The 22,154-nt window shown below is 70.1% G+C and carries 29 protein-coding genes; 19 read left to right on the forward strand and 10 right to left on the reverse strand.

The features are described 5' to 3' along the window. Nucleotides 1-282: 282 nt before the first annotated feature. The gene (locus DEIGR_RS03855) at nucleotides 283-1,734 is read right to left on the reverse strand and encodes an ATP-binding protein (protein WP_058975415.1); all 1,452 of its coding nucleotides are present in this window, start codon (nucleotides 1,732-1,734) and stop codon (nucleotides 283-285) included. Nucleotides 1,735-1,873: 139 nt separating this feature from the next. Here DEIGR_RS03855 and DEIGR_RS03860 point away from each other — a divergent pair, with 139 nt between their 5' ends. Then, on the forward strand, nucleotides 1,874-2,206 hold the full coding sequence (locus DEIGR_RS03860; RefSeq protein ID WP_058975417.1) for a hypothetical protein: 333 nt from the start codon (nucleotides 1,874-1,876) through the stop codon (nucleotides 2,204-2,206). Nucleotides 2,207-2,296: 90 nt separating this feature from the next. On the opposite strand, the gene DEIGR_RS03865 is transcribed toward DEIGR_RS03860, so the two are convergent. The 4 genes from DEIGR_RS03865 to DEIGR_RS03880 all read right to left on the reverse strand — a co-directional run bounded on the left by DEIGR_RS03865 (nucleotide 2,297) and on the right by DEIGR_RS03880 (nucleotide 6,812). After that, nucleotides 2,297-2,788: a hypothetical protein gene (locus tag DEIGR_RS03865; protein WP_058975418.1), complete on the reverse strand. Its 492-nt coding sequence runs from the start codon at nucleotides 2,786-2,788 to the stop codon at nucleotides 2,297-2,299. Between the two features lie 63 nt (nucleotides 2,789-2,851). After that, nucleotides 2,852-5,119 (reverse strand): putative bifunctional diguanylate cyclase/phosphodiesterase, encoded by a 2,268-nt coding sequence (locus DEIGR_RS03870; RefSeq protein ID WP_058975420.1) that lies wholly within the window; start codon nucleotides 5,117-5,119, stop codon nucleotides 2,852-2,854. Nucleotides 5,120-5,211: 92 nt separating this feature from the next. Continuing rightward, complete coding sequence (locus DEIGR_RS03875; RefSeq protein WP_058975421.1) at nucleotides 5,212-6,120, reverse strand: DMT family transporter; 909 nt, start codon at nucleotides 6,118-6,120, stop codon at nucleotides 5,212-5,214. A 35-nt stretch (nucleotides 6,121-6,155) separates the two neighbouring features. After that, nucleotides 6,156-6,812 (reverse strand): DUF1697 domain-containing protein, encoded by a 657-nt coding sequence (locus tag DEIGR_RS03880; RefSeq protein WP_058975423.1) that lies wholly within the window; start codon nucleotides 6,810-6,812, stop codon nucleotides 6,156-6,158. Nucleotides 6,813-6,865: 53 nt separating this feature from the next. Between DEIGR_RS03880 and DEIGR_RS03885 the strand changes: the two genes are divergently transcribed. Next, complete coding sequence (locus DEIGR_RS03885) at nucleotides 6,866-7,318, forward strand: GNAT family N-acetyltransferase (protein WP_083523917.1); 453 nt, start codon at nucleotides 6,866-6,868, stop codon at nucleotides 7,316-7,318. Nucleotides 7,319-7,383: 65 nt separating this feature from the next. Here DEIGR_RS03885 and DEIGR_RS03890 read toward each other — a convergent pair whose 3' ends face one another. Then, nucleotides 7,384-7,791: a hypothetical protein gene (locus DEIGR_RS03890; RefSeq protein ID WP_153013615.1), complete on the reverse strand. Its 408-nt coding sequence runs from the start codon at nucleotides 7,789-7,791 to the stop codon at nucleotides 7,384-7,386. A gap of 177 nt (nucleotides 7,792-7,968) precedes the next feature. Between DEIGR_RS03890 and DEIGR_RS03895 the strand changes: the two genes are divergently transcribed. The 3 genes from DEIGR_RS03895 (at nucleotide 7,969) to DEIGR_RS03905 (ending at nucleotide 10,941) form a co-directional block, all read left to right on the forward strand. Then, nucleotides 7,969-8,760, forward strand: a complete 792-nt coding sequence (locus tag DEIGR_RS03895; protein ID WP_201785744.1) for a M15 family metallopeptidase — start codon at nucleotides 7,969-7,971, stop codon at nucleotides 8,758-8,760. A gap of 73 nt (nucleotides 8,761-8,833) precedes the next feature. Beyond that, nucleotides 8,834-10,285, forward strand: a complete 1,452-nt coding sequence (gatB, locus tag DEIGR_RS03900) for an Asp-tRNA(Asn)/Glu-tRNA(Gln) amidotransferase subunit GatB (RefSeq protein WP_058975429.1) — start codon at nucleotides 8,834-8,836, stop codon at nucleotides 10,283-10,285. Further along, nucleotides 10,282-10,941 carry a hypothetical protein gene (locus DEIGR_RS03905; RefSeq protein WP_058975432.1) on the forward strand — a complete coding sequence of 220 codons (660 nt, stop codon included), beginning with the start codon at nucleotides 10,282-10,284 and terminating at the stop codon, nucleotides 10,939-10,941. Before gatB ends, DEIGR_RS03905 begins: the two co-directional genes overlap by 4 nt. A 60-nt stretch (nucleotides 10,942-11,001) precedes the next feature. Here the strand turns inward: DEIGR_RS03905 and DEIGR_RS03910 are convergent, their stop codons facing one another. Then, complete coding sequence (locus tag DEIGR_RS03910; protein ID WP_058975434.1) at nucleotides 11,002-11,280, reverse strand: hypothetical protein; 279 nt, start codon at nucleotides 11,278-11,280, stop codon at nucleotides 11,002-11,004. Nucleotides 11,281-11,454: 174 nt separating this feature from the next. On the opposite strand from DEIGR_RS03910, the gene DEIGR_RS03915 reads away from it, so the two are divergent. Further along, nucleotides 11,455-11,973, forward strand: a complete 519-nt coding sequence (locus DEIGR_RS03915) for a hypothetical protein (RefSeq protein ID WP_322787150.1) — start codon at nucleotides 11,455-11,457, stop codon at nucleotides 11,971-11,973. Nucleotides 11,974-12,022: 49 nt separating this feature from the next. Next, on the forward strand, nucleotides 12,023-12,622 hold the full coding sequence (locus DEIGR_RS03920) for a ComF family protein (RefSeq protein ID WP_058975436.1): 600 nt from the start codon (nucleotides 12,023-12,025) through the stop codon (nucleotides 12,620-12,622). Here the strand turns inward: DEIGR_RS03920 and DEIGR_RS03925 are convergent. Genes DEIGR_RS03925 through DEIGR_RS19570 form a run of 3 tightly spaced genes read right to left on the reverse strand, consistent with a single transcriptional unit; the run spans nucleotide 12,608 to nucleotide 15,185 of the window. After that, nucleotides 12,608-14,008, reverse strand: a complete 1,401-nt coding sequence (locus tag DEIGR_RS03925) for a recombinase family protein (RefSeq protein ID WP_058975443.1) — start codon at nucleotides 14,006-14,008, stop codon at nucleotides 12,608-12,610. The genes DEIGR_RS03920 and DEIGR_RS03925 overlap by 15 nt on opposite strands. After that, nucleotides 14,008-14,466: a S24 family peptidase gene (locus DEIGR_RS03930; RefSeq protein ID WP_153013616.1), complete on the reverse strand. Its 459-nt coding sequence runs from the start codon at nucleotides 14,464-14,466 to the stop codon at nucleotides 14,008-14,010. Before DEIGR_RS03930 ends, DEIGR_RS03925 begins: the two co-directional genes overlap by 1 nt. Before the next feature lie 11 nt (nucleotides 14,467-14,477). Beyond that, nucleotides 14,478-15,185, reverse strand: coding sequence for a LexA family transcriptional regulator (locus DEIGR_RS19570; protein ID WP_160329909.1), 708 nt, complete (start codon nucleotides 15,183-15,185; stop codon nucleotides 14,478-14,480). A gap of 101 nt (nucleotides 15,186-15,286) precedes the next feature. Here DEIGR_RS19570 and DEIGR_RS03940 point away from each other — a divergent pair, with 101 nt between their 5' ends. The 12 genes from DEIGR_RS03940 to DEIGR_RS03990 all read left to right on the forward strand — a co-directional run bounded on the left by DEIGR_RS03940 (nucleotide 15,287) and on the right by DEIGR_RS03990 (nucleotide 22,153). Then, a complete protein-coding gene (locus DEIGR_RS03940) occupies nucleotides 15,287-15,544 on the forward strand; it encodes a helix-turn-helix domain-containing protein (protein ID WP_058975449.1) in 258 nt (85 codons plus the stop codon). Continuing rightward, a complete protein-coding gene (locus tag DEIGR_RS20790; RefSeq protein ID WP_157445367.1) occupies nucleotides 15,541-15,696 on the forward strand; it encodes a hypothetical protein in 156 nt (51 codons plus the stop codon). Before DEIGR_RS03940 ends, DEIGR_RS20790 begins: the two co-directional genes overlap by 4 nt. Nucleotides 15,697-15,758: 62 nt before the next feature. Continuing rightward, nucleotides 15,759-16,055 carry a hypothetical protein gene (locus DEIGR_RS03945; RefSeq protein ID WP_058975452.1) on the forward strand — a complete coding sequence of 99 codons (297 nt, stop codon included), beginning with the start codon at nucleotides 15,759-15,761 and terminating at the stop codon, nucleotides 16,053-16,055. Further along, nucleotides 16,052-16,234 (forward strand): hypothetical protein, encoded by a 183-nt coding sequence (locus DEIGR_RS03950; protein WP_058975454.1) that lies wholly within the window; start codon nucleotides 16,052-16,054, stop codon nucleotides 16,232-16,234. The genes DEIGR_RS03945 and DEIGR_RS03950 overlap by 4 nt, the downstream gene beginning before the upstream one ends. Further along, nucleotides 16,231-16,422, forward strand: coding sequence for a hypothetical protein (locus tag DEIGR_RS03955; protein WP_058975455.1), 192 nt, complete (start codon nucleotides 16,231-16,233; stop codon nucleotides 16,420-16,422). Before DEIGR_RS03950 ends, DEIGR_RS03955 begins: the two co-directional genes overlap by 4 nt. Next, nucleotides 16,419-16,622, forward strand: coding sequence for a hypothetical protein (locus DEIGR_RS03960; protein WP_058975457.1), 204 nt, complete (start codon nucleotides 16,419-16,421; stop codon nucleotides 16,620-16,622). The genes DEIGR_RS03955 and DEIGR_RS03960 overlap by 4 nt, the downstream gene beginning before the upstream one ends. After that, on the forward strand, nucleotides 16,622-16,945 hold the full coding sequence (locus DEIGR_RS03965; RefSeq protein ID WP_058975459.1) for a hypothetical protein: 324 nt from the start codon (nucleotides 16,622-16,624) through the stop codon (nucleotides 16,943-16,945). Before DEIGR_RS03960 ends, DEIGR_RS03965 begins: the two co-directional genes overlap by 1 nt. Nucleotides 16,946-17,066: 121 nt before the next feature. Then, entirely contained in the window at nucleotides 17,067-17,720 is a 654-nt protein-coding gene (locus DEIGR_RS03970) for a hypothetical protein (RefSeq protein WP_058975461.1), read from the forward strand. 110 nt (nucleotides 17,721-17,830) lie between these two features. Beyond that, entirely contained in the window at nucleotides 17,831-19,960 is a 2,130-nt protein-coding gene (locus DEIGR_RS03975; RefSeq protein ID WP_153013617.1) for an AAA family ATPase, read from the forward strand. Beyond that, nucleotides 19,960-20,796: a DNA adenine methylase gene (locus DEIGR_RS03980; RefSeq protein ID WP_058975465.1), complete on the forward strand. Its 837-nt coding sequence runs from the start codon at nucleotides 19,960-19,962 to the stop codon at nucleotides 20,794-20,796. The genes DEIGR_RS03975 and DEIGR_RS03980 overlap by 1 nt, the downstream gene beginning before the upstream one ends. Next, nucleotides 20,793-21,371 carry an ASCH domain-containing protein gene (locus DEIGR_RS03985; RefSeq protein WP_058975467.1) on the forward strand — a complete coding sequence of 193 codons (579 nt, stop codon included), beginning with the start codon at nucleotides 20,793-20,795 and terminating at the stop codon, nucleotides 21,369-21,371. Before DEIGR_RS03980 ends, DEIGR_RS03985 begins: the two co-directional genes overlap by 4 nt. Continuing rightward, the gene (locus tag DEIGR_RS03990) at nucleotides 21,368-22,153 is read left to right on the forward strand and encodes a hypothetical protein (RefSeq protein WP_058975469.1); all 786 of its coding nucleotides are present in this window, start codon (nucleotides 21,368-21,370) and stop codon (nucleotides 22,151-22,153) included. The genes DEIGR_RS03985 and DEIGR_RS03990 overlap by 4 nt, the downstream gene beginning before the upstream one ends. Nucleotide 22,154: the final 1 nt, after the last annotated feature.

Consider the following 22,154-nt stretch of genomic DNA (forward strand, 5'->3'; position numbering starts at 1 on the left):
GCGCACAGCATACGAAAGGGGGGCGATGGGGAGTGGGAAGTGGGTTGTGGGAAGTGGGAAAAGAAGACCCCTCCGGCCCACGCGGGGTGGGGGAGGGGGTCCTCACAGCTCACAGCCCAGAGCTCAAGGCCCTGCCGGAGCCGGACTCATCCGATTCCCGGCTCTCCGGGACAGCGCCGGAGAGCCGTCCATCTCCTGAGCACCGGCTTTGATTGCTTCTCTGCTGCGCAGCTCGGCGAGTCCCTCCGGTCGGGTTCGTCTGCGACTCACCGCAATGGGTCTTCAGTTCCAGCGGCCGCCGCGCTGCTGGCGCGTTTCGGGTTCCGGCGCGGCGTACAGTTCCTCCGCGCGGGACAGTTTCTTGCGGCCGTACAGGCCCTCCAGGATGAACTCGGCGGCGGAGACGCGCACGGCGTCCACGCTGCTCGCGGCGACCTCGGCGGCCAGGTCGCTCAGGCCCGGCACCTCCGCCGTGGCTTTCAGGGCGGCGGCGCTGTCCCCACCCTGCGGGAAGCGGAACACGTTCCCGGCCTCGAACCATTTTTCCAGTTCACGGGTGTTCGCGCTGCCGTGGCGGCGGGCGTACACGGCCCCGGCCGCCTTGCGGATCACGTCCCGGGCGACGTTGTCCGCGCCCTTGAGTTCACCCTCGTACTCCAGTTCCATCTTCCCGGTGATCGCCGGGAGGCCCGCGTACACGTCACTGACGCGCACGACCGCGTCGTCGCCCTGCGTGAGGCTGCGGCGTTCGGCGTTCGCGGCGGCGACCTCCATCAGCGAGATCGGGAGGCGCTGCGACACGCCGCTCAGCTTGTCCACGCGGCCGTCCTCGCGCGCCTGGAAGGCAATTTCTTCTACGAGTTCCGCGATGAACTCCGGCACGGTCACGTCGCCGCTGCGCACGGCCTCCTGCGCGGTGATGTCCATGCCCAGGCGCACGTCGGTCGGGTAGTGCGTGCGGATCTCTGACCCGATGCGGTCCTTCAGCGGCGTGACGATCTTCCCGCGCGCCGTGTAATCCTCGGGGTTCGCGGAAAAGACCAGCATCACGTCCAGCTCCAGGCGGATGGGGTACCCCTTGATCTGCACGTCCCCCTCCTGAAGGATGTTGAACAGCGCCACCTGCACCTTCGGCGCCAGGTCCGCCAGTTCGTTCACGGCGAAGATCCCGCGGTTCGCGCGGGGCAGCAGCCCGAAGTGCATGGAGCGCACGTCACCCAGGCTGGTGCCCAGGCGCGCCGCCTTGATCGGGTCCACGTCCCCGATCAGGTCCGCGACCGTCACGTCCGGCGTCGCCAGTTTCTCCACGTACCGCTCCGCGCGCGGCAGCCAGCGGATCGGCAGGTCCAGACCATGCGCCTCCAGCAGCGCGCGGCCCTCGGCACCCACGGGGTTCAGCACGTCGTCCGGCATGTCCACGCCCGCGATGACCGGCACCTCGGCATCCAGCAGTTCGGTGATCGCGCGCAGGATGCGGCTCTTCGCCTGCCCGCGCAGCCCCAGCAGGATGAAGTTCTGCCGCGCCAGCAGCGCGTTCACCAGCTGCGGAATCACCGTGTCGTCGTACCCCACCACACCCGGGAACAGTTCCTCGCCACTCCGCAGCTTGCGGGTCAGGTTGTCCCGCACCTCGTCCTGCACCAGGCGGATCTTCCCGTCGAACGGCGCGCGCCCGGCGTACCCTTCGGTCTGAAGCAGCTCTCCCAACGTCCTCGCCTTCGCAGTCACGGTCATGATGCGCGGAACGTACCACGCGCCCCCGGGCGGGATTGTGCGACCTGCTGGGAATGAAGGGGAAAATGGGTTGTGGGCAGTGGGAAAGGCTGGGCACCTGAGGCAACCCGGCGGCTCTCCCGACCGTACTGTGGGTCAGATGCAACCCGCTGCCGCCCGCACCGCCCTCCTGCCCATCCTGCTGCTGATTCCGGCCGCCGCCCTGACCCTGTGGATCGCCGGGGCCACCTTCGACGCGGGGGCCACGAGCGGCCTGGTCCGCACGCTGCGTTACGTGGCGCTGAGCCCACTGCTGCTCATCACCGTCAACCGCCTGCCCTGGACGACGTTCGCGCTGCTGTCCTGCGGGTGGATCAGTGGCGTCCTGACCGTCACCGCCGCGATGGCGGGCACCGCCCACTGGATGCTCGGGGCGCCCGCCCTGCTGCTGGCGCTGGCCTGCGCCGCCGGATTCATCCTGCTGCGCCGCTGAGGGCCTGCCGGCGACGGGCGCGCGACATGAGCAGAGGGACGGGCGCCAGGCTGGGCTGATGCCCGGGGCGGTCCGTGCCACAACCGCTCCTCAGGTGCTGGTGCTGGCGGCGGTCGAGGCGGCCTGCTGATCCTCCAGCGCCTTGTAGGCGCACGCGGCGGCGAGGGCCGCCAGGGTGCCGGGAGCGCCGGCCAGGGTCAGGTGCACGTCCTTGCCGTCCACGGCCCCGCCGATCCGCCCGTGCAGCCGCTCGGGGTCGGCGGTGAGATTCACGTCCTTGCCGTCGATGCGGCCCGAGAAGCGCCCCTCGATCTGCGTGCCGCTGACGGTCAGGTGCAGGTCGTCCCCGTCGATCCGGCCGCCCAGGCGCACGTCCACCCGGTCGCCGCTGAGGTCGCCGGTCACGTCGAAGCCCTCGAAGGTCCCGCCGATCCGGCCGGTGACGCGGCCCTCCTGCACGCTCAGGCGGATGTCCTTGCCCTCGAAGCGGCCGCCGATGCGGCCAGTCAGGTGCGTGCCGTCCCACGCGGCGTGCACGTCGTACCCCTGGGTGATGCCGCCGATCCGTCCGTTCAGGTTCATGCCCACAGGTACGCGGGTCCGGCCGTCTGGGTTGCCGCCCGGGCCGGACGGCCGGTCGCGGTGCTACGTGCCGGTCGGTGCGGCCCGCTCGGCACGCCACGCGTCCAGTTCCTGCGGCGGGAGGGCGGGGGAGAACAGGAAGCCCTGCATGTACTCGAAGCCCAGGTCGCGCAGCATGTCGTGCTGTTCCGCGGTCTCGACGCCCTCGGCGAGCACGTCGAGGTTCAGTTCGCGGCCCAGGGTGTGCACGGCGCGCAGCACCTGCGGTCCGGCGGCGGGCGCGCCCCCACCGCCGGGCCCGGTCAGGAAGCTCCGGTCGAGTTTCAGCACGTCGGCCGGCAGGGCCATCAGGGCGCTCAGGGACGCGTGCTGCACGCCGAAATCGTCCACGCTGATGCGGACTCCGGCGGCGCGCAGCTCGCGGAGTTTCGCGGCGGTGCCCGTGAGGTCCTGCACGAGGACGCCCTCGGTGATTTCCAGTTCCAGCAGGTGCGCGGGCAGGTCCAGCCGCGCCAGCAGGTCCTGCACGTGCGGCACGAAGTCCGGCTGCGCGAACTCCAGCGGGGAGACGTTCACCGCGACCCGCGGGGCGCGGCCCTGCCGGTGCCACGCGGCGGCCTGCTCACACGCCCGTTCACGCACCCAGCGGCCCAGCGGGAGGATCAGGCCGCACTGCTCCGCGACCGGAATGAACCGGCCGGGCGTGACGGTGCCCAGGTCCGGCGCGGTCCAGCGCAGCAGCGCCTCGACGCTCTCCAGGTGCGGGCCGCGCAGCTGCGGCTGGTAGTGCAGGGTGAATTCGTCGCCGTGCAGGGCGCGGCGCAGCGCGGCTTCCAGCACCAGCCGTTCGCGGCGCTGTTCGTCCAGGCTGGGCGTGAACAGTTGCGCCTGCTGCCGTCCGCTGCGTTTGGCGTGGTACATGGCGGTGTCCGCGCGGCGCTGCAGGGTGGTGACGTCCGTGCCGTCACGCGGGGCGAGACTCACGCCGATGGACGCGGACACCTGCACGCTCAGGCCGACGAGCGGCACGGGGTCGCGCAGGCTGCCCAGCAGCTGCCGCGCGGCGTGCATCGCCTGCCGTTCGTCCGCGCCGGGCAGGACCAGCGTGAACTCGTCGCCGCCCACGCGGGCCAGTGTGGCGCGCGCCGGGAGGTGCGCCCGCAGCCGCGCCGTGACCAGCCGCAGCAGTTCGTCCCCGACCGGGTGCCCGAAGGTGTCGTTCACGTCCTTGAAGCCGTCCAGGTCGATGAACATCACGGCGGCGGGGCCACTCAGGGCCGCGCGCAGCTGGTCCTCGAACTCGCTGCGGTTGGGCAGGCCGGTCAGGGTGTCGTGCCGCGCCTGGTGGCGCAGCCGCGCGCCGCGCCGCTCGAGTTCCGCCGCGGAGTGCCGCAGTTTGCGGGCCAGCAGGCGATTCTCCTCCAGCACGGTGCTCTGGCGCAGCAGGATCAGCAGGAACGTCAGTGCGGCGCCCCACAGCGTGACGGGCGCGGGCCGCGTCAGGAGCAGCGCCGCGCAGGTCAGGCCGCCCGCCAGGTACGGGAACGCGGCCAGCCACACCCGCACGGGGCGCGGGGGGCGCCACTGCACGCCCCGCACGGACTGCTCGCGCCGCTGCCACAGGCCCAGCGCCTGCAGGGCGGTGCCCCACAGGTACAGGACGTCCGCGCGGTCCCCGGTCAGGCCGCCCGTCACCGCGAACCGCAGGTCGCCGCCCACGATCAGGGTCAGGCCCGCGCACAGCAGCGCGACCGGGACGCTCAGCCGCTGTTGACGCAGTGCCAGCAGGCCCACGGCGATCAGCGCGAGGTCCAGGGTCATGTACGCGGCGCCCGCGGTGTGCAGCGGCGCCGGCTGGGTCAGCAGGAACGTCCAGCACAGCGTGCCCAGGATGACCATGACGATCAGGCTGTCGAGGATCATGGCGGCCGTGCGCAGCGAGTTCACGTGCAGCCGCGTGAGGCTCAGCAGGCCCCAGGTCATCAGGACGTAGTACGCGCCGTACAGGGCGTCCGCGACGGACAGCGGCGGGACCGGCAGGGCGCGCAGTTCGAAACTCAGGGTGACCGCGTCGCCCAGGATCAGCGCGCCGAATGCCAGCGTGAAGCGCCGCAGCAGGGGCCGCTGCGCGGTGTGGCCGCCGCGCGCCGCGCACGCCGTGACGGCCAGGCACACGCCCAGGGCCAGCAGGTACGCGCCGCCCGTCAGCCAGGGCCCGCCCGGCAGGTGCGGCGCGGCGAGGACCAGCGCGGCGTGCAGCGCGGCGGCCGTGAGCAGCGCGGTCTCGGCCCGCCGTTCCGGCGTGCGGACGTTTGTGGCGTGGATCGTCATTCCGTCACGTCAACCTTCCCAGTTTGATCTCGGGAGTGCAGGCTACCTCATGACGCGCACAGAAAGCTGACGCGCGGTCAGAGGTCTGCCGGTCAGCTGCCCCCCGCCCGCGCGGCCGGCCGCGGCGCGGCGGCCGCCAGCGCCACGCCCGCCACGCACAGCGCCAGTCCGGCCAGGGACGCGGCGCTCAGGCGCTCGCCGTACAGCAGCCAGCTTTCCAGCACCGCCAGCGGCGGCACGAGGTAGAACAGGCTGTTCACGCGCGCCGCCGGGAGGTCCCGCAGCAGCCGCATGAGCAGCAGGATCGCCCCGACCGACAGCACGAGCACCAGCCACGTCAGCGACAGGATGAATTCCGCGTTCCAGTGGATCTCGCCGCCCCCGCGCGCCAGCGTGACGGCGCCCAGCGCGGCGGCGCTCGCCACGTACTGCGCGGTCGTCCCGCCCAGCAGCGGCATGTCCGCCCCCACGCGCCGCTGGTAGAGGGTGCCCGCCGTGGTGCACAGCAGCGCGAAGCCCGCCGCTCCCAGCGCGGCGGGACTGCCCAGCCCACCGCTCACGCGGCCCTCCATGACCAGCAGCACCCCCACGAAGCCCAGCGCGAGCCCCGCCCACTGCCGCGCCGTGACCCGCTCGCCCAGCACCGGCCAGGACAGCAGGCCGGTCAGGAGGGGCTGCACGCCCACCAGCACGCTCGTCACGCCCGCCGGGAGGCCCAGCCAGATGGCGGTCGTCACGCCGCCCAGGTACCCGGCGTGCAGCAGCAGACCCGTCACGGCCGCGCGGCCCGCCTGCGCCCGCGTGGGCCACGGCGCCCGCAGCGCCGCCGTGAGCAGCGCCATCAGCCCGGCGGCCAGCACGAACCGCACCGTCAGGAACGCGAACGGGTCCGCGTTGCGGGCCGCGCCCTTCGTACCCAGGAACCCGGTACTCCAGAGCAGCACGAACAGCAGCGGCGCCGCCGACAGGAAGGCGGCGGGCGCGAAGCGCAGGCGGGGCATGCGGCAGGCTAAACCAGCCACGTCCCCACCGGGGCTCAGGTGTCCAGCATCGCCGCGATGGCCTGCACGGTCCGTTCGTTCCGGACGGTGACCTTCACGCCCAGCGTCCGCTCGAGCACGCCCGAGGACAGGTTCAGGGTCCGCACGCCGTCCGGGACCGTCTGGTACAGCGTCTGCCCCACTACCTCCCAGCGTTCCGGGGTCATACGGACTCCGGTTGAAAGGTTTGCAAAAACTTTCAACCCGAGCGGAGCGAGGAGGAGAACAACGGGTTCCGGGCGTGGAGTTGGCAGATCGGTGATTTTCCGATCTGTTAACGAAACAAACGGAATCCGTATCACGTCCCGCCCGCGCAGGGCCGCCACGCGCGCCGGGTCGGGCGGGTCGCGCAGGAATGCCAGCACCACCGGCTCGTCCCGCAGGTGCGCGGGGCAGCCACGGGCCGCCTCCTGCCACTCGTGCGCCGTGCGGAGCGTCACGGGCACCGGGAAGCCGAACTGCGCTTCCAGCGCCGCCTCCAGCCGCCCGCGCAGGTCCGTTTCCGGGGCGGCGCTGAACACGGCGTTGCCGCTCTGGATGTACGTGCGGACGTCCTCCAGCCCCAGTCCGGTCAGCAGGGCGCGCAGGTCGGCCATGGGCACCTTGCGCCGCGCGCCCAGGTTCACCGCGTGCAGGAGCGCCACGAAGATCATGCACTGCGTTCTACCAGACGCCGGGCCGCCCGGCGCGGCAGACTGGGGGCCTGATGCGTGCTGTCACCCCTGCCGACGCCCACACCATCGCCGCGCACCGCTACCCGGACGCCCGCGACCTGCCCGAGCGGCCCGCGTACGCCGCGTGGGTGGCCGGTGCCATCCGGGACGGGCTGTACCTGGGCTTCCTGCGGCAAGACGGCGCAGAGGTGATCGCCGGGGCGGGCGTGACCCTGCTGCACTGGGGGCCCACGCGCGGCGACCCGCAGCCGTGGCGGGCGCGGGTGGTGAACGTCTGGACGCACCCCGACTTTCGGCGCGCCGGGCACGCCCGCACGCTGGTCGCGGCCTGCCTGGACGCCGTGGGCTCGCGCGGGATCACGCGCGTCAGCCTGGGCAGCAGCGACATGGCCCGCCCGCTGTACGGAGCACTGGGGTTCACGGGCAGCACGCACGAGATGAGCCTCACGCTCCCTGGCGCCCAGTCAGAAGGACTGTCCGACTGAAGCGCGCCGCCCGGACGTGGGGCGGCGCGGCTCAGTCGGGCTGGTTTACACGTCGAAGCTCCGGATCACACGTCGAAGCTGTAGTCGCTCCACCACATCTTCACGATGGCCGGCTGCTGGCTGTTGTAGCGCACGGTGTGCACCGAACGGCTGCTGCTGTAGATGGACAGGGAGTACGTGTCGCCGGACTGATCCGTGAACGCCAGGTACATGCTGCCGCTGCCGAAGCCGCTGGGGCCCTGCGCGTCCACGTTCACGACGTAGTCGTAGATGCCGGGCGAACCGGTCAGGGTGATGCCGTACACCTTGGCGCCGCCGTTGGCGACCATGCAGGTGGACAAGTCCGTGTTGCCGTCGATGGCGGCGGCCTCGTTGGGCTGCATGCCGCGCGGGCAGGTCACGGAGTTGGGTTGGCCCCGGGTGGAGGATTCGCCGCAGGAACCGGTGAAGTTGGCAAGGGGATAGTTCGTCATGGGCTGCCTTCGCGTCACGGCGTGACGACTTTCAGGGGGGAAGACGGAGAGGACATCGGCGGTGCGTGGCGCGGCGTGAGAGGCGGGCCGGCCCGGGTTCCGGCCCCCCTTGCATCGCCGCTCAGGCACGGGGTCAGTGTGCGCCTGGCAGCGTTAACGAGGCGTTACGCTACGCGGGTGCAGAGGCGTAACGTGTGGGCCTGCGTGCTGGGGGCCGGACTGGGGTGGGCGTCGGCCCTGACCCCCGCCGAGTCGCTGACCCCCGCCGAGTCGGCCGCCGCGCAGCGGCTGGTGGCGGCGTACCCGGCGTTCCTGCGGGGCGTGGAGGGCGGCGCGCTCGTGTGGCGCGACGGGACGCGCATGCCCCTGACCCGCAGCGCGGCCACCACCTACCCGGGCCGACTGGACGCGCCGGGCCTGCTCGATCAGCTGGACGCCGCGTACCCGGCGTGCGCGCCCCTGACGGCGCCCGCGTACCTGAGCGATCCGGGGCGCGTGCGCTTCGAGCCTCTGCTGCGGAAGATGTACGGCGCGTCCGACTCTGCCGTGCGCGCGAACCTCGTGACCGTGGACTGGTTCGGGCAGCCGCTGCGGGTCACGCGCGTGAACGGCGCGGCCGACGCCCTGCGGGCGGTCGCGAAGGACCTGGCGGCGCACCCGGAGTGGCGGGCGTTCCTGACGCCCAGCGCGGGCACGTTCCTGTGGCGCACGGTGGCGGGCACGCCCCGGCGCAGCGTCCACTCGTTCGGCGCGGCCATCGACCTGAACACCGCCCGCGCCGCGTACTGGCAGTGGAGCGGCTTCCGCGAGGGGCAGCGCGGCATTCCCTGGCGCAACCAGTTCCCGGCGGGGCTGGTGCACACCTTCGAGCGGCGCGGCTGGATCTGGGGTGGGCGCTGGTATCACCTCGACACCATGCACTTCGAGTACCGCCCGGAACTCACGGGAGCGTGCGCCGCCGGGCGCTGAGGGGCCCGGTGAGGGGACGCCTTCCTAGTCCTGAGCGCCGGGTTTCCCGCCCCGGGGCGGTATCCTGCGCGTCATGGCGTATCAGGCGGTCATTGGTCTGGAAGTTCACCTGCAGCTGAAGACGAAATCGAAGATCTTCAGCGCGTGCCCGCAGGAGTATCACGGCGCGCAGCCGAATTCGTTCACGGACCCGTTCACGCTGGGCCTGCCCGGCACCCTGCCGACCCTGAACCGCGAGGCGGTGGAACTCGCCATGATGTTCGGCCTGGGCCTGAACTGCGACGTGTCGGGCTTCACGCAGTTCCACCGGAAGAACTACTTCTACCCGGACGCCCCGAAGAACTTCCAGCTGTCGCAGTACGACCGGCCCATCGCCCGCGACGGCTTCCTGGACGTGACGCTGGAGGACGGCAGTACGCACCGCATCCGCATCAAACGCGCGCACCTGGAGGACGACGCGGGGAAACTCACGCACCCCACGTACGCGCCGTATTCCATGCTGGACCTGAACCGCGCCGGGTCCAGCCTGCTGGAGATGGTCACCGAGGCCGACATCACAGGCGCCGAGCAGGCCCGCGCGTTCCTGGAGAGCGTGCAGGCCATCGCGCAGGCGCTGGGTGTCAGCGACGCGGCGCCCGAGGAAGGCAAGATGCGCTGCGACGTGAACCTCAGCCTGCACAGGCCCGGCGAGCCGTGGGGCACGAAGTGCGAGGTGAAGAACCTCAACTCGTTCCGCAGCGTGGCGCGTGCTATCGAGTTCGAGACGGCCCGGCAGGCGCGCATCCTGGACGCCGGGGGGCGCATCACGCAGGACACCCTCGGCTGGGACGAGGGCGGGCAGAAGACGTTCCTGATGCGCACCAAGGAGGGCGAGGCCGACTACCGTTACTTCCCCGAGCCGGACCTGCCGCCGCTGGACATCACGCCCGAGTGGATCGCCCGCGTCCGCGCGCGGATGCCCGAACTGCCCGCGCAGAAGCTGGAGCGTTACCTCGCGGCGGGCGTGCGCGCGGCGGACGCGCAGACGCTGAGCCTCAGCGTGCCGCTGTCGCGCTTCTTCGACGAGGCGCTGACGGCGCAACCCCGGCCGGACGCGCAGAACGTGGATGCGCAGAAACTCGCGAACTGGCTGCTGGGCGACGTGTCCGGCCTGCTCGCCGCGCGCGAGGAGACGCTGGACGGCAGCGCCCTGCGGCCCGCGCATCTGGCCGCGCTCGTGGGTCTGATCGACGCGGGCACCATCAGCGGCAAGATCGCCAAGGACCTGCTGCCCGACGTGCTCGCCGGGCACGACCCCGCCGTTCTCGTGCAGGAGCGCGGCCTGAGCGTCGTGACCGACACGACGGCCATCGACGCCGCCATCGACGCCGCGATGGCCGCCGACCCCGCCACCGTCGAGAAGGTGCGCGGCGGGAACGCGAAGGCCATGAACGCGCTGTTCGGCCCGGTCATGAAGGCCATGGGCGGGCAGGCCAAGCCGGAGGTGGTGCGCGAGCGCCTGACCGCGAAACTGGGCCTGTCATGACCGCGGGGTCCATCACTCCGGGGCGCTGGCGCGCCGCGGCCCTGGCCGCCCTGTGGACGCTGGTCGCCGCGACCCTCGCGCTCGGTGCGTACAGCCTGTGGCGCGCGGGCCTGGACGACCAGTTCGCGTGGCTGGCGACCCTGCGCGCCCTGCTGGCCGCCGTGGTGCTCGTGTGGTGGACGCAGCTCCTGGCCCGCTACACGCACGCGGTGCCCACCCCGGACGGGGACGGCGTGCTGCGCTCCCTGCGCGGCCTGTTTCCCTGGTTGACGTCCCTGCGGCTGGCCCTGTGGGCCCTGAGCGCCCTGGTGTACCTGAGCGGCAGCCTGAACGCGAACCCGGTCGCGCTGACCGCCATCGCCACCATCGAACTGGGGTTCATCCTGGCGAAGAACGCCGTGTACGGCAGCCTCGTGCGCGCCGCTCCGCACCCGGAGGACCCGGTCGCCCGCGCGCGCCTGCTGTCGTGGCTGAACGCCGCCGCGCCCCTGAGCCTCGCGCTGGGCGTCGTGAACGTCGTGCCGGTGGCCCGTCTGGCCGGGGCGCCCGACGCGGTCAGCCTGACCGTGTACGGCCTGCACGCCCTGCTGGACGTGGCCGCCACCCTGCTGGCCCTGAAGGCCGTGCAGACCGCCCCGCACCCCCGCCCCGCCTGACCCTGACGGCAGACGGCGCGGCCCCCGGAACCTGGGGCCGCGCCGTCCTGTGAATGGGATTTACGCGCTGAGCGGCAGCACCACCGCGCGGGCCTTCTCGCCGTCCGCGTGCGGGCGCAGCGTCAGCACCAGCAGCGTCGTGTCGGCCCGCAGCAGGTACGGCAGCCACGAGTGGTTCAGGGACGCCAGCGCGCGCGGCGCCTCGGCCGCCGGAATGCCGCGCAGCACCAGCACCGCGCGGGTCGCCCCGGCGTCGCTGTACAGGTCGGCCGCGCCGAACAGGTCATCACCGGACGGGGAACGGAATTCGAATTGATGATTGCGCCTCAGCAGGTGCATGGGAATCTCCTTGAAACTGACTTGGATACCATCAGCGTACGGGGTCACGCGGTGGCCTTTGTCCCCACCGCGCAGCAGTTGTCCAACATGTCCGTCCCGCGCAGCATGCCCCCCCAGTGTCAAACGGGTGTGAAAACCCCGTGTGCCGTATGGGAGGCCCGTACACTGACCGGCGTGACCCTGCCCGTCAGCGAACTGCTGCGCGAGTACCAGGAATACGTGCTCGCCTACCGCCTGCGCCGCGCCGTGGGCGGCCGCGTCACGCCGCCCGGCGAGCAGCTGCGCCTGAGCGAGTACGCCGCGCTGCGCCTGGAACGCCAGGACCTCGCCCGCTCACTGGTGCGGCGCGGCCTGGACGGCGCGCGCATGCGCCGACTGGACACCCTGAGCGACCAGCTGATGTTCGGCTTCTGGCTGAACCCCTCGGAGGTCGCCGCGTTCCTGCGCGCCGCGATCCGCGAGGGCAGCCACCCCGCGCTGGGCGACCCGGCCGCGTTCGCGCGCCTGCTGACGCCCGCCGAGCAGGCCCGGCTCGGGGCAGGCGGCGTCGCGCTCGTGTGCGCGCATCACATCGCGTGCTTCGCGCTGGCCGCGCCGATGCTCGACCCGGACGGCCTGACCGCCGCGTGGCAGCGGATCGAGGCGACCCGCCCGCCCCTCTTCCTGGACGAACTGCAGCAGCCCGCCCCGTAGAGGCTCACCTGAGGCAACGCCACGCCCCGCCGCGTGATTCACTCGCCGCATGACCGCTGCGTTCGGAACGGCCCTGCTCGGCGCGCTGCGCACCCTGCTGCCCCGCGCCTGCCCCGGCTGCGGCGCGCAACTCGGCGCGCACGCCGGACTGTGCCCGGACTGCCGCGCCGCCCTGCGCCCCCACGTGCAGCACCACAGCCCCCTGCGCGCCCGGCCGGAACCGCACCTCGTGACGCTCGGCCCGTACAGCGGCGTGCGCCGACGCGCCGTGCGGGAACTGAAGTTCGCGCAGGCCCGCGACCTCGCCCGCATCCTCGGCGAGACGCTCGCCACCGGCGTCCCCGCCACGTGGGACGTGCAGGCCGTCATTCCCGTCCCGCTGCACCCCGACCGGCAACGCCAGCGGGGCTTCAATCAGGCCGAACTGCTCGGCCGCGCCCTGGCCAGCGCCCTGGCCGTCCCGTGCGTCCCCGCCCTGACCCGCACCCGCGCCACCGCGCAGCAGGCCCGCCGCCAGGGCACGCAGCGCGAGGACCTGCACGGCGCGTTCCGCGCACACGAGGGCTTCCTGCCCACCGGGCCGGTCCTGCTGATCGACGACGTCCTGACCACCACATCGGCACTCATGCACTGGCTACGACGGGTCTAGCGCCAGCGTGATCTCGCCGCCGGGCGCCACGCGCACCAGCAGGCCCAGGCGGCCAGCAGCCTGGTGCAGGTCTCCCAGTTCCAGCGCCTCGGTCAAGGCGCGTTGCAGGTGGCCGGCGTCCGCTACCGGCTCAGGCTGTCCCCCTTCGGCCAGGGCCAGCAAGCGGGCCCGCTGAGCCAGGAGGGTGGCCTTGGTCTCCGCGTACTCGTCCTCCGTGTCAATGCCGCGCAGGTAGGCGTTGCGCGCCTTGGTCAGCTGCGCGTCGATGTCGTACACGGCCTTGTCGGTGTCGATGGGACGCGAGGTGGGCGTGACCACCATGCTCGCCAGCTGCGCGGGCTGCCGCGCCAGGCGTTCCAGTTCAGCCTGCACTGCGCCGTGCACGTCGACGGCCGGGTAGAACTTCCGGTGCGTGCAGCCCTTGCGGTGGCGCATCAGGGCTGGGTCGCCACAGGCGTAGTAGACGTACCCGGCGTTCCGGGTGTCGGGCCCACCTGGGCGCCGGCCGACCATGGCCGCCCCGCACTCGGCGCACCGGATGCGGCCGGTCAGGGAGAACAGGTCGGTGCGGCTGCCCCGGCGGCCTGCGCCGCTGCGGCGGTAGTCGATGGCGCGCTGGACGGCGTACCACGTCTCGTCATCCACGATGCGGGGGCAGGGGCAGCTGATGGCGTCCGGGTGGGCGCGGCGGGTGCGGCGGTCCCGGCCGTACAGGTACTCGCCCCGGTAGACGCTGTTCCGGAGGATCTTCAGCACCTGGTCCCGGTTCCACTTGGGGTGGCCGGCACTGCTGGGCACCCCAAGGCGTTGGAGTTCGTTCATGATCTCGTGCGTGCCGGTCACGAGGGCCTGCTGGTACATCCACCGCACCCACTGCGCCTGCTCTTCGAACACCTCGCCGTTCTGGTACCCGTAGCAGCGCAGGGGCGCGAGCGGCTGGCCGTTGCGGACCTTCTGCTTCTTGCCTTCGGTGAGGCGGCGGACGATGCGCCGGCGTTCCGCATCAGCCATGACGATCCTGACCCCGAAGTTCAGGGCCCCCGCGTCGTCTTCCAGGTCCAGCATGCCCTCGATGGCGGTGTGTACCTGAAGCCCGGCCGCCTGCAAAGTTTCGAGGAGGGCGTACCCGGCCTTCGGGTGGCGGGCCAGTCGGTCGACGGCGTACACGATCACGTCGGTGTAGGCGTCCGCCTCGGCGAGCAGCTGCCCGAAGCCCACGCGGGTCTCGGTCACGCCGGTCACTGCGTCCGTGTAGACCTTCTGGACGGTCAGGCCAGCGCGGGCCGCGTACTCCCGACAGGCCCGCTCCTGAACCGCGAGACCGAAGCGGTCGTCCCGGTCCCCTCGAGGGTCAGAGATTCGGAGGTAGATGGCCGTGCGGGTCATCAGAGCATCCGGACGCGGTAAGGCCCCAGGTAGACGCCGTACACGCTGCCGCAGGGACGGATGTCGGTCATGTCGAGGATTGGGGGCACGGTCGAGTTCGCACTGACGAGCGCCGGAGTCCCATTCACGAGGCCGCGGGTCTTGATGATGTACCCGTTTGGCGTCTCGAACAGGCAGGGCCGCGTGGTGTTGAACTCGTCCCGGCTGTTCACCAGCACGATGTCCCCATGTCGAATGGCATTTCGCGTGCCGTCGTCCATGCTGTTGCCAGTCACTTGGAAGGCTCGAACGTGTGGGTGGTATTGAGTGCCGCGCAGCATGATTTCAATGCTGTCGAGCAGGTCGAAGTCATCATCATCGGCAGGCGCGAAGGGGAGGCTGGCCTGCACCATGCCTGAAAGTGGGAGCGTGTAATTGGTACGCGGCTGGCTTTTGGGAAGGATGAGGCTGGCGGGCATCGGAATCTCCTTTAGTTAAGAGCCTTGCTGTCTCGAATGCCGACCACGCGATAAATCTTGCCAAGCACGGTCACTTCGGGGCCATCAGGTATGAATTGGTGGGCGAACGCTGGATTATCCGCTGTCCATGCTGGGCCGGTGGGCAGCTGAGAGAACCGACGGACGTAAGCCCTGTCGCGGTATCGAATGACGTACACGCCCTTGTCGGGGGTTGTTTTATCGGTGTCGAGATAAATGGTCTCGCCATCGCGAATGCGGGGGTCCATTTCATCTCCGTCCATGAAGGTCTGCATCCAGTTGGCAGGATGCGGGCCGGGATTGGGGGTGATGTTGACCCCGTCTGAGACGGGTGTGACGCTTCCCAGTGCTTTCAGGCTGTACACGGGGGTAGGCTCAGCGGCTTTGATTTCGTGGGCTTCTGTCAGACCTAAATCCACACCTGTCGCTCGCTGCATCTCTATCAGGCTCCATCCGAGAGCCTGTGCCAGTGCGGATGCCCGGCGAACGTTCAGGCTGTCGAGAGTGATTTTCCCGCGCTCCAGATCGGAGACAGTTCCCTGGGAGATGAGGTCTTTGGATCGCTCCTGGACGTCCTCCTGAGTGAGGTTGCCTAACTGCACCCTGCGCATGCGCAGGGCCAGCGCCCAGTTGGGTACTGGGTTTTTAGGCTGCGGCCCGCGTGCCACGTTATGGCCGCCCATCCGAGTTTCTACCAACATGGCGCATAGTACGGAGAGTATTAGTCCGGGGTTCCCGGATTTCCAACGGTACATCCGAAATAATATTGACGTTACTAGGGCAGAGGTATATTATCTCGGGTATGGAGATATTGCTGTCCGGGCTGAAGGCCCGCCGAAAGGCGGCGGGTCTGACGCAGCAACAGCTCGCGGCTGCTGCTGACGTGTCGGTGGCGACCATCTTCAAGCACGAACAGGGGGCGATCAATGGAGTAGACGGCAACACCCTCGATGCCCTGTGTGCGGCACTGGGATGCCAACGGTACGAGCTTTTTTTACCGCCAAACTCGGATGTACCCGAGAAAGACCTGTCCGCCGACTTCCGGAGGCAAATGGCATGACTCAGCCCATCCGCCCCTCGTCCGTGCGTGTCGTGGCCGTCGTGATGGCAGACGGCAGTGATCCGTACGCCCCCGAGAACCTCGCCCGCATTCACCGCGCGCTGCTGAGCATCCCGCGCAAGCCCACCCCGCAGCCCGCCAAGGCGAGCTGAAAGCACACACCCCCCGCGTCAATGCCGTCGGAAGCGGCTCAGCGGGGGGAGGAGGTACGAACATGATACAGGACGGCATCTACCAGTGGAACCGCGTGCAGCCCCTCGGGCCCAGCACGCCCATGCTCGCGCAGTTCGCTCACGGCGAGCTGGTCCGCCTCGAAGTCGGCACGAACGTCGCGCTGCCCAGCGAACTGATCGGGCACGCCAGCAGCATCGCCCGCGAAGTCGAGCAGCGCATTGCTGATCACACCCGCTGGGGCGCGCAGCTGGAATTCAGCCCCGCCCTGACAGTGACGCTGAGCAACCCCGTGACCGGCCCGGTCAGCGTGCCCCTGTACCCCGGCGGCGCGGCGTGAGCGGCTACTACGACACGAGCTTCGGACTCACCGCTTTCGGCCACGAGATCAGCGTCGAAGCCGTCCCGTATGAGCGCACTGTCCGAATCGAAGTGGACGGCAAGGAGATCCAGCTGAACCACGAGGAGGCCGCCCAGCTGGAAGCGGCCCTGCTGAAGGCTCGCCGGGGGATGCAGTGACCCCGCCGCTCGTCAGCGCCATGATCGCCCGCGCCCGGCGCCGCTCGCTGCTGGCCCTGCTGTTCATCCTGACCCTGCTCGTCGGCATCTGCCTGGGCTTGAAGATCCTCGAACTCCAACAGGTGGCCGAGTCCGCCGTGAACGGCGTGATTGCCCTGGCGCTGGCTGTGCGGGCGGTGAAGCTGTGACCCTCAGCACCACACCCAAGGAGCGGCCCGCGCACGCCCTCGCGTTCCTCGCCCGCGCCGGGCTGGGGGAGATCGTCGTGCGCCGCGCCGGTCACCTCATCGAACGCCGCTACTACCCGCTGCCCACCTGCCCCGAGTGCCGCGCCCACGTGGATCCCGGCACCACCCTCTGCTGGCTCTGCATCGAGGCGAGGCGCTGATGGCCCGCTTCAACGACTCCGCTCAAACCTTCTTCGTCGATCCGGACTGGCGTGAGCAACGCCGCGCATTCCACGAGCAGCGGGCCGGGCGTGCCCTGAGCGACACCGAACTGGAACAGGCCATTCACGACTACCTCAACGCGCTGTTCAACGACCCGGAGTACCGCAAGACGCTGATCCCGCTGCCCAAAGCCTGGTACCCGGCCTTCATCGCTGTAGCTCTTCAAGGCAACGCCATCAGTACCGCGCTCGATACGGCCTGGGCCATGAGGCGCTGCGGGAAAGACAACGCGCAGCTGCTGGAGATGCTGCCCACCCCCTAGCCCCTCTGGCAGGGGTGCGGCTGCCCACAACGCACACGCGGCCCAGCGGCACGGACACCACGACCCCCTCCACTCACCCGGCCCACGACACCCAGCACCAGGCCAACACCAGGAGCACACCATGCGCGGAACCGCACAGCAGCAGAGCACCTTCGAACGCACCCTCTTCGACCCCGGCACCTACCCCATGACCCTCAAGAAAGCCCTCGTCATGTGGGGCAAGCCCACCCAGTTCCAGCCCGACGGCGCGCCCAAGATCATGTTCGTCTGGGAGTACGAAGCGGACGGGCAGACCTTCGAACTCGTCGACTACCTCGGCTTCCCCAAGAACTTCGCCTTCAACGACAAGAGCATCTTCTGGAAGCGCGTGGGCGAAATCGCCGGCACGAAGATCACCAGCGAGAACGCCGACACCGTCGACATCGACCTGGGCGAGTTCATCCAGTCCTACGACGAGCTGGTCGATCACCTGCAGAGCAAGGACGAGAAGGGCAACAACGAGAAGGCCGAAGTGAAGGGCCTGACCGTCGGCGATCAGCAGCTGATCGGCAAGACGTGCCAGCTGGTCGTGAAGGTCTGGGACAGCAACGGCAAGCAGGGCAACGAAATCGCGGCCGTCATGCAGGTGGGTGGCGGCACTGGCCCGCGCAAGCCCCAGCGTCAGGCCGCCCAGCCCGCAGCGGCGCCCCAGCAGCAGGCTCCGGCGAGCCGCCCCCCGGCCCGTCCGGCCACTCCGGCGCCCGCGCCCGCCATCAACGACGAACCCCCGTACTGACCTGAGTTTCGACCCTATCCAATCCCCCTGAGGAGCACGTAAAAAGCCCACCGCATACGCCTGGAAAGCCTGCGGTGGGCATTTTTCAGCCCCTGAAGAGAGGCGAGATCATGTTAAAGCAGCAACCCGGTTCCCTCTGGTTCCGCTCCGACCCTCACCAAGCCATACGCGAGCTCCCCGGCGTCGGTTCCCGCCTCGCCCCCCGCATCATCGAAGACCTGGGCGACGGGGACGCGCACGAAGCGCTCGTCATGATCGAACGCAACCCCTACAACCTGATGCAGGTAGACGGCTTCGGCTTCAAGAAGGCCGACAAGATCGCCCTCGCGCAGTTCAATCTGGGCAGCGAAGACCCCCGCCGCCACGAGGCAGGGAACCGCAGCATCCTCGAACAGAAGGGCGTCCTCACCGAGAAGGAACTCACCGCCGAACGCGCCCGGCTGGAACTGCGTGACCCGGCCCACCTGGGCAGCGGCGTGGACATCGAGGAGGGCCTGTACTGGCTGCCCGAGGAACTCGCCGCCGAGAAGGGCCTGGAAGCCTGGATGCGCCGCATGACCACCGGCGAGCCCGCCCTGGCTGACCTCACTCCGGCGCAACAGGCTGTGTGCGACCGCCTGGGCCTGGATGACGTGCAGACCCGCGCGGTGCGCGCCATTCTCGCCAACCGCGTGCTGAGCCTGACCGGCGGCGCCGGCTGCGGGAAGACGCACGTGATCGCCGCAGCGGCCCAGTGCGTGACCATCGCAGGCGGCACGGTGCGCGGCATGGCCTTCGCCGGGAAAGCCGCGGACCGGATGCGTGAGGCGTTCGACCGGTACGGGATCATGGCCGACGCCAGCACCATCCACAAGGCGCTGGGCTTCATGCGGCGCGAGTTCACGGTGCCCGTCCTCGACGAAGACCTGGTCGTGATCGACGAGAGCAGCATGCTCCCCAACTGGCTGCTGTGGGCCGTCGTCATGCGCCTCAGCCCCAGCAGCCGCCTCGTGGTCGTGGGTGACCCGAACCAGCTGCCGCCCATCGGACACGGCACGCCGTTCGTGGACCTGATCCGGCACGGCGCGCCCCGCGTGCACCTGGAACGCAACTACCGCCAGCAGGACCAGCAGGGCATCCTCCACGTCGCCGAAGGCATCCTGCACCGCAAGCGGCCCGCCCCGGCGGACTGCGTGGAGTTCCACCTGAACACCGCGCAGATGAACCTCGAGGCGCTGTTCACGGACCTCGTGCGGCGGCACGGCGGGCAGGACTTCAACGACTGGCAGGCCATCACGTACCAGAACGAGAACGCGGAGCGGTACAACCTCGCCGCGCAGGCCGTCATCAACCCCGACGGCGAGGCCCTATTCGAATACCCGTTGTGGAAGCTGGGCACCGGCGAACGCAACCGCCCGCTGCACAAGGCCGAGGTGCGGCGCGGGGACAAGATCATCGTCGTCAAGAACTCGACGCTGCTGGGCATCTTCAACGGGCAGACGGGCCGCGTCGTGGACCGCACGTACAAGCCCAAGCGCGTGCTGCGCAAGCAGCCGGACGGCAGCTGGGAAGAAGAACTGGGCGACCCGATGATGCACCTGGTCGTGCAGATCGGCGCGCAGGAAGGCAGCGTCGCGATTCCTGAGGACGAGCTGGAGAAGTACGTGCAGCTGGGCTACGTGATCACGGTGCACAAGGCGCAGGGCAGCGACTGGGACCGCGTGATCCTGATCCAGCCGAGCGCGGTGCGGGCGGACACGGCCCGGCCGTTCTTCTACACCAGCGCCACCCGCGCGAAGACCCGCCTCGTGATCGTGAGCATGCTGCCCACGCCGACGTGGTGGAAGAACGCCGCCCAGGATGCCCCCGAGGTGCCCAGCAGTTTGATGCGCCGCCTCGCGCGCCCCGCGCCTGAACCCGTCGAGCTGGACATCCGCCCGGAGTTCATCCCGGCCGCCGAGCTGATCCTGGGCCGCCCCGTGGTGGCCGCTGAGCCTGAACCGGTCTACCCGGAAGAGGCGTACGAGCGGCTGGCCGCCGGCCTCAAGCGCTACGCGGCTGGCCCGGCCCCCGTACGCGTCACCGAGCCCACCGACAGCGCGCCCCTGGCCGTGGAACTGGCCGCCCAGCGGGATGACGTGGTCAGCGCGCCCGCCCCGCAGGTGTGGCGCACGCTTCGGCAGCCGAGTGTCGTCGAAACGCCTGCCCCCGACCACATCGAGGCCCTGAAGGCCCAGTTCAAGACCATGGAGGTGGCGTGATGCTCGTCGCCCCTGTCCTGCGCTGGCCGGGCGCGAAGTGGCGCATTGCCGAATTCGTGGTCAGTCACCTCCCCGCGCACGATGTGTACATCGAGCCCTTCTTCGGGAGCGGTGCCGTCTTCTTCAATAAAGACGCGAGCCGCGTCGAGGTGATCAACGACCTCGACAGCAACGTCGTCACTCTCTTCCGCGTCCTGCGCGAGCAACCCGACGCACTCGCCGCACTGGTGTCCCTGACCCCGTGGAGTGAGCAGGAGTACCGCGAGTGCTGGGCGGCCCTGAACGATGGTGGGCTGAGCGAGCTGGAGCGCGCCCGCTGCCTGATCGTCGTGAGCTGGCAGCAAATGGGCCGCAAACCCATCACGCAGCGCAGCAGCTGGCGCTTCCGCGACGTGCGCGGCCAGAGTCCCGTGACCGCTTGGCGCACCCTGCCCGACCGCATCCAGCACGCCGCGTTCCGGCTGGCTGCAGCGCAGGTCAGCCAGATGCCCGCCGTGCGCCTGATCGAGCAGACCCAGGGACCGGACACGTTGGTCTACGCCGACCCGCCCTACCTGAGTGAGATCCGCAGCGGGGCCCGCATGTATGAGCACGAGATGCGGGACCGGGCGCAACACGACGAGCTGATTGACGCGCTACGCGCCCACCTGGGGCCCGTGGTGCTCAGCGCGTACGCGAACGAGTACTACAGCGAGCAACTGCCCGGCTGGCACACCGTCAGCACGGCCGCCCGCACCCAGACGAACGCGCAGCGCGCCGAAACCCTGTGGCTGAACCCCGTCGCGTGGCGCCGCCTCACCCACGTCAGCCCCGTACTACTCGGAGGTACTGCATGAAGGCCCTCACCCTGCGCCACCCGTGGGCCTTCGCCATCGCCCACCTCGGCAAGAGAGTCGAGAACCGCGACTGGGACGCCCGCACCGCTGACCTCATGGGCCTCCCGCAGCTGGTGGGGGAGACCATCGCCATTCACGGCGGCACCGCCCCCCAGCGGCCCAAGCGCGCCGGGCACTGGAGCCAGCTGGCCGAGACGAACCTGTGGCGCCAGCACTGCGAGGACCTGCAGGGCGTGCACCGGATCCTCGGCGGCGAGCTGCCCGACAGTGCCGCCCAGTACCTCGCGCGCCGCGGCGTCACCGCGCTGACCCCCGAGGCGTTCATCCTCCCCGGCATCGTCGCCGTCGCCACCGTAGCCGACGTGGATGTGCACAGCACCGACCCCTGGGCCGTTCCTGGCCTGCTGCACCTCCACCTGACCGACGTCATCACCCTCCCCGAGCCGGTGCAGTGCAGCGGCAAGCAGGGCTTCTGGGATCTCGGTGACGACCTCACCGCCATCGTCCAGGCCCGCCTCACCCCGCCCGCGCCCCAGCAGTGGGGGCACCTCACCGCTCAGGAGTGGCTGCAATGAAACGAGAACTGGACGTCACCGCGCACCGCATGCTCACCGAGTACGACAAGAAAGGCACCCTCATCAGCACCATCGAGCTGCGCGTCCCCGCCGATGAACTCGAGTACCTGGGTGAAGTCCTCTCCGCTCAGGAGAACGACCAGGACGTCCGCAGTACCCTGATCGTCCGCCCCCAGGACGACACACAACCCCGGCGGCTGCCGCTCACGCTGAAGAACAGCAAGATGAAAGACTTCGTGCCCGTCGCGATCTTTACGAAGTACGGCGACTCGCGCGACAATCTCACCGAGCTGTTCAGCACCGGCAAGTACGGCCGCTTCGACCTGCACCTGGTCGTGGAAGTCGTGGAGGAACGCGAGCAGAAAGGCCTCGACTTCGACGCGGACCCCGTCACGCCCACCTGGGCGCTGGACGAGCTGCTGCAGGATGACCTGGCGCGCGAGCGGATGCTGGCCGAGGGCTGCCCGCACTGCCCGGACATCCACGCGCCCCGCGATCAGGCCTACGAGCGCATCGCGGCGCTGGTGGCCGGCGCGGATGCCGACGAGGTCAGCGCGCTGCTGCAGGACATCGGCATCGACCCGAGCGACTGGGAAGACCCCAGCACCACACCCGAAGAGGACCTGATCAGCATGCGCAGCACGCTGCTGTTCCACTGGCAGACCGTGGCCGCCGCGCTGAACCCCGTCCCGCCCCGCGTGGTCATCGAACCGAAGCAACCCGGCGAGGACCTGCCCTTCCCGATCGACGAGGCGGACTTCGCCGCGCTGGGACTGAACTGAC

The organism is Deinococcus grandis (genome assembly GCF_001485435.1).
Classification (GTDB): Bacteria; Deinococcota; Deinococci; order Deinococcales; family Deinococcaceae; genus Deinococcus; species Deinococcus grandis.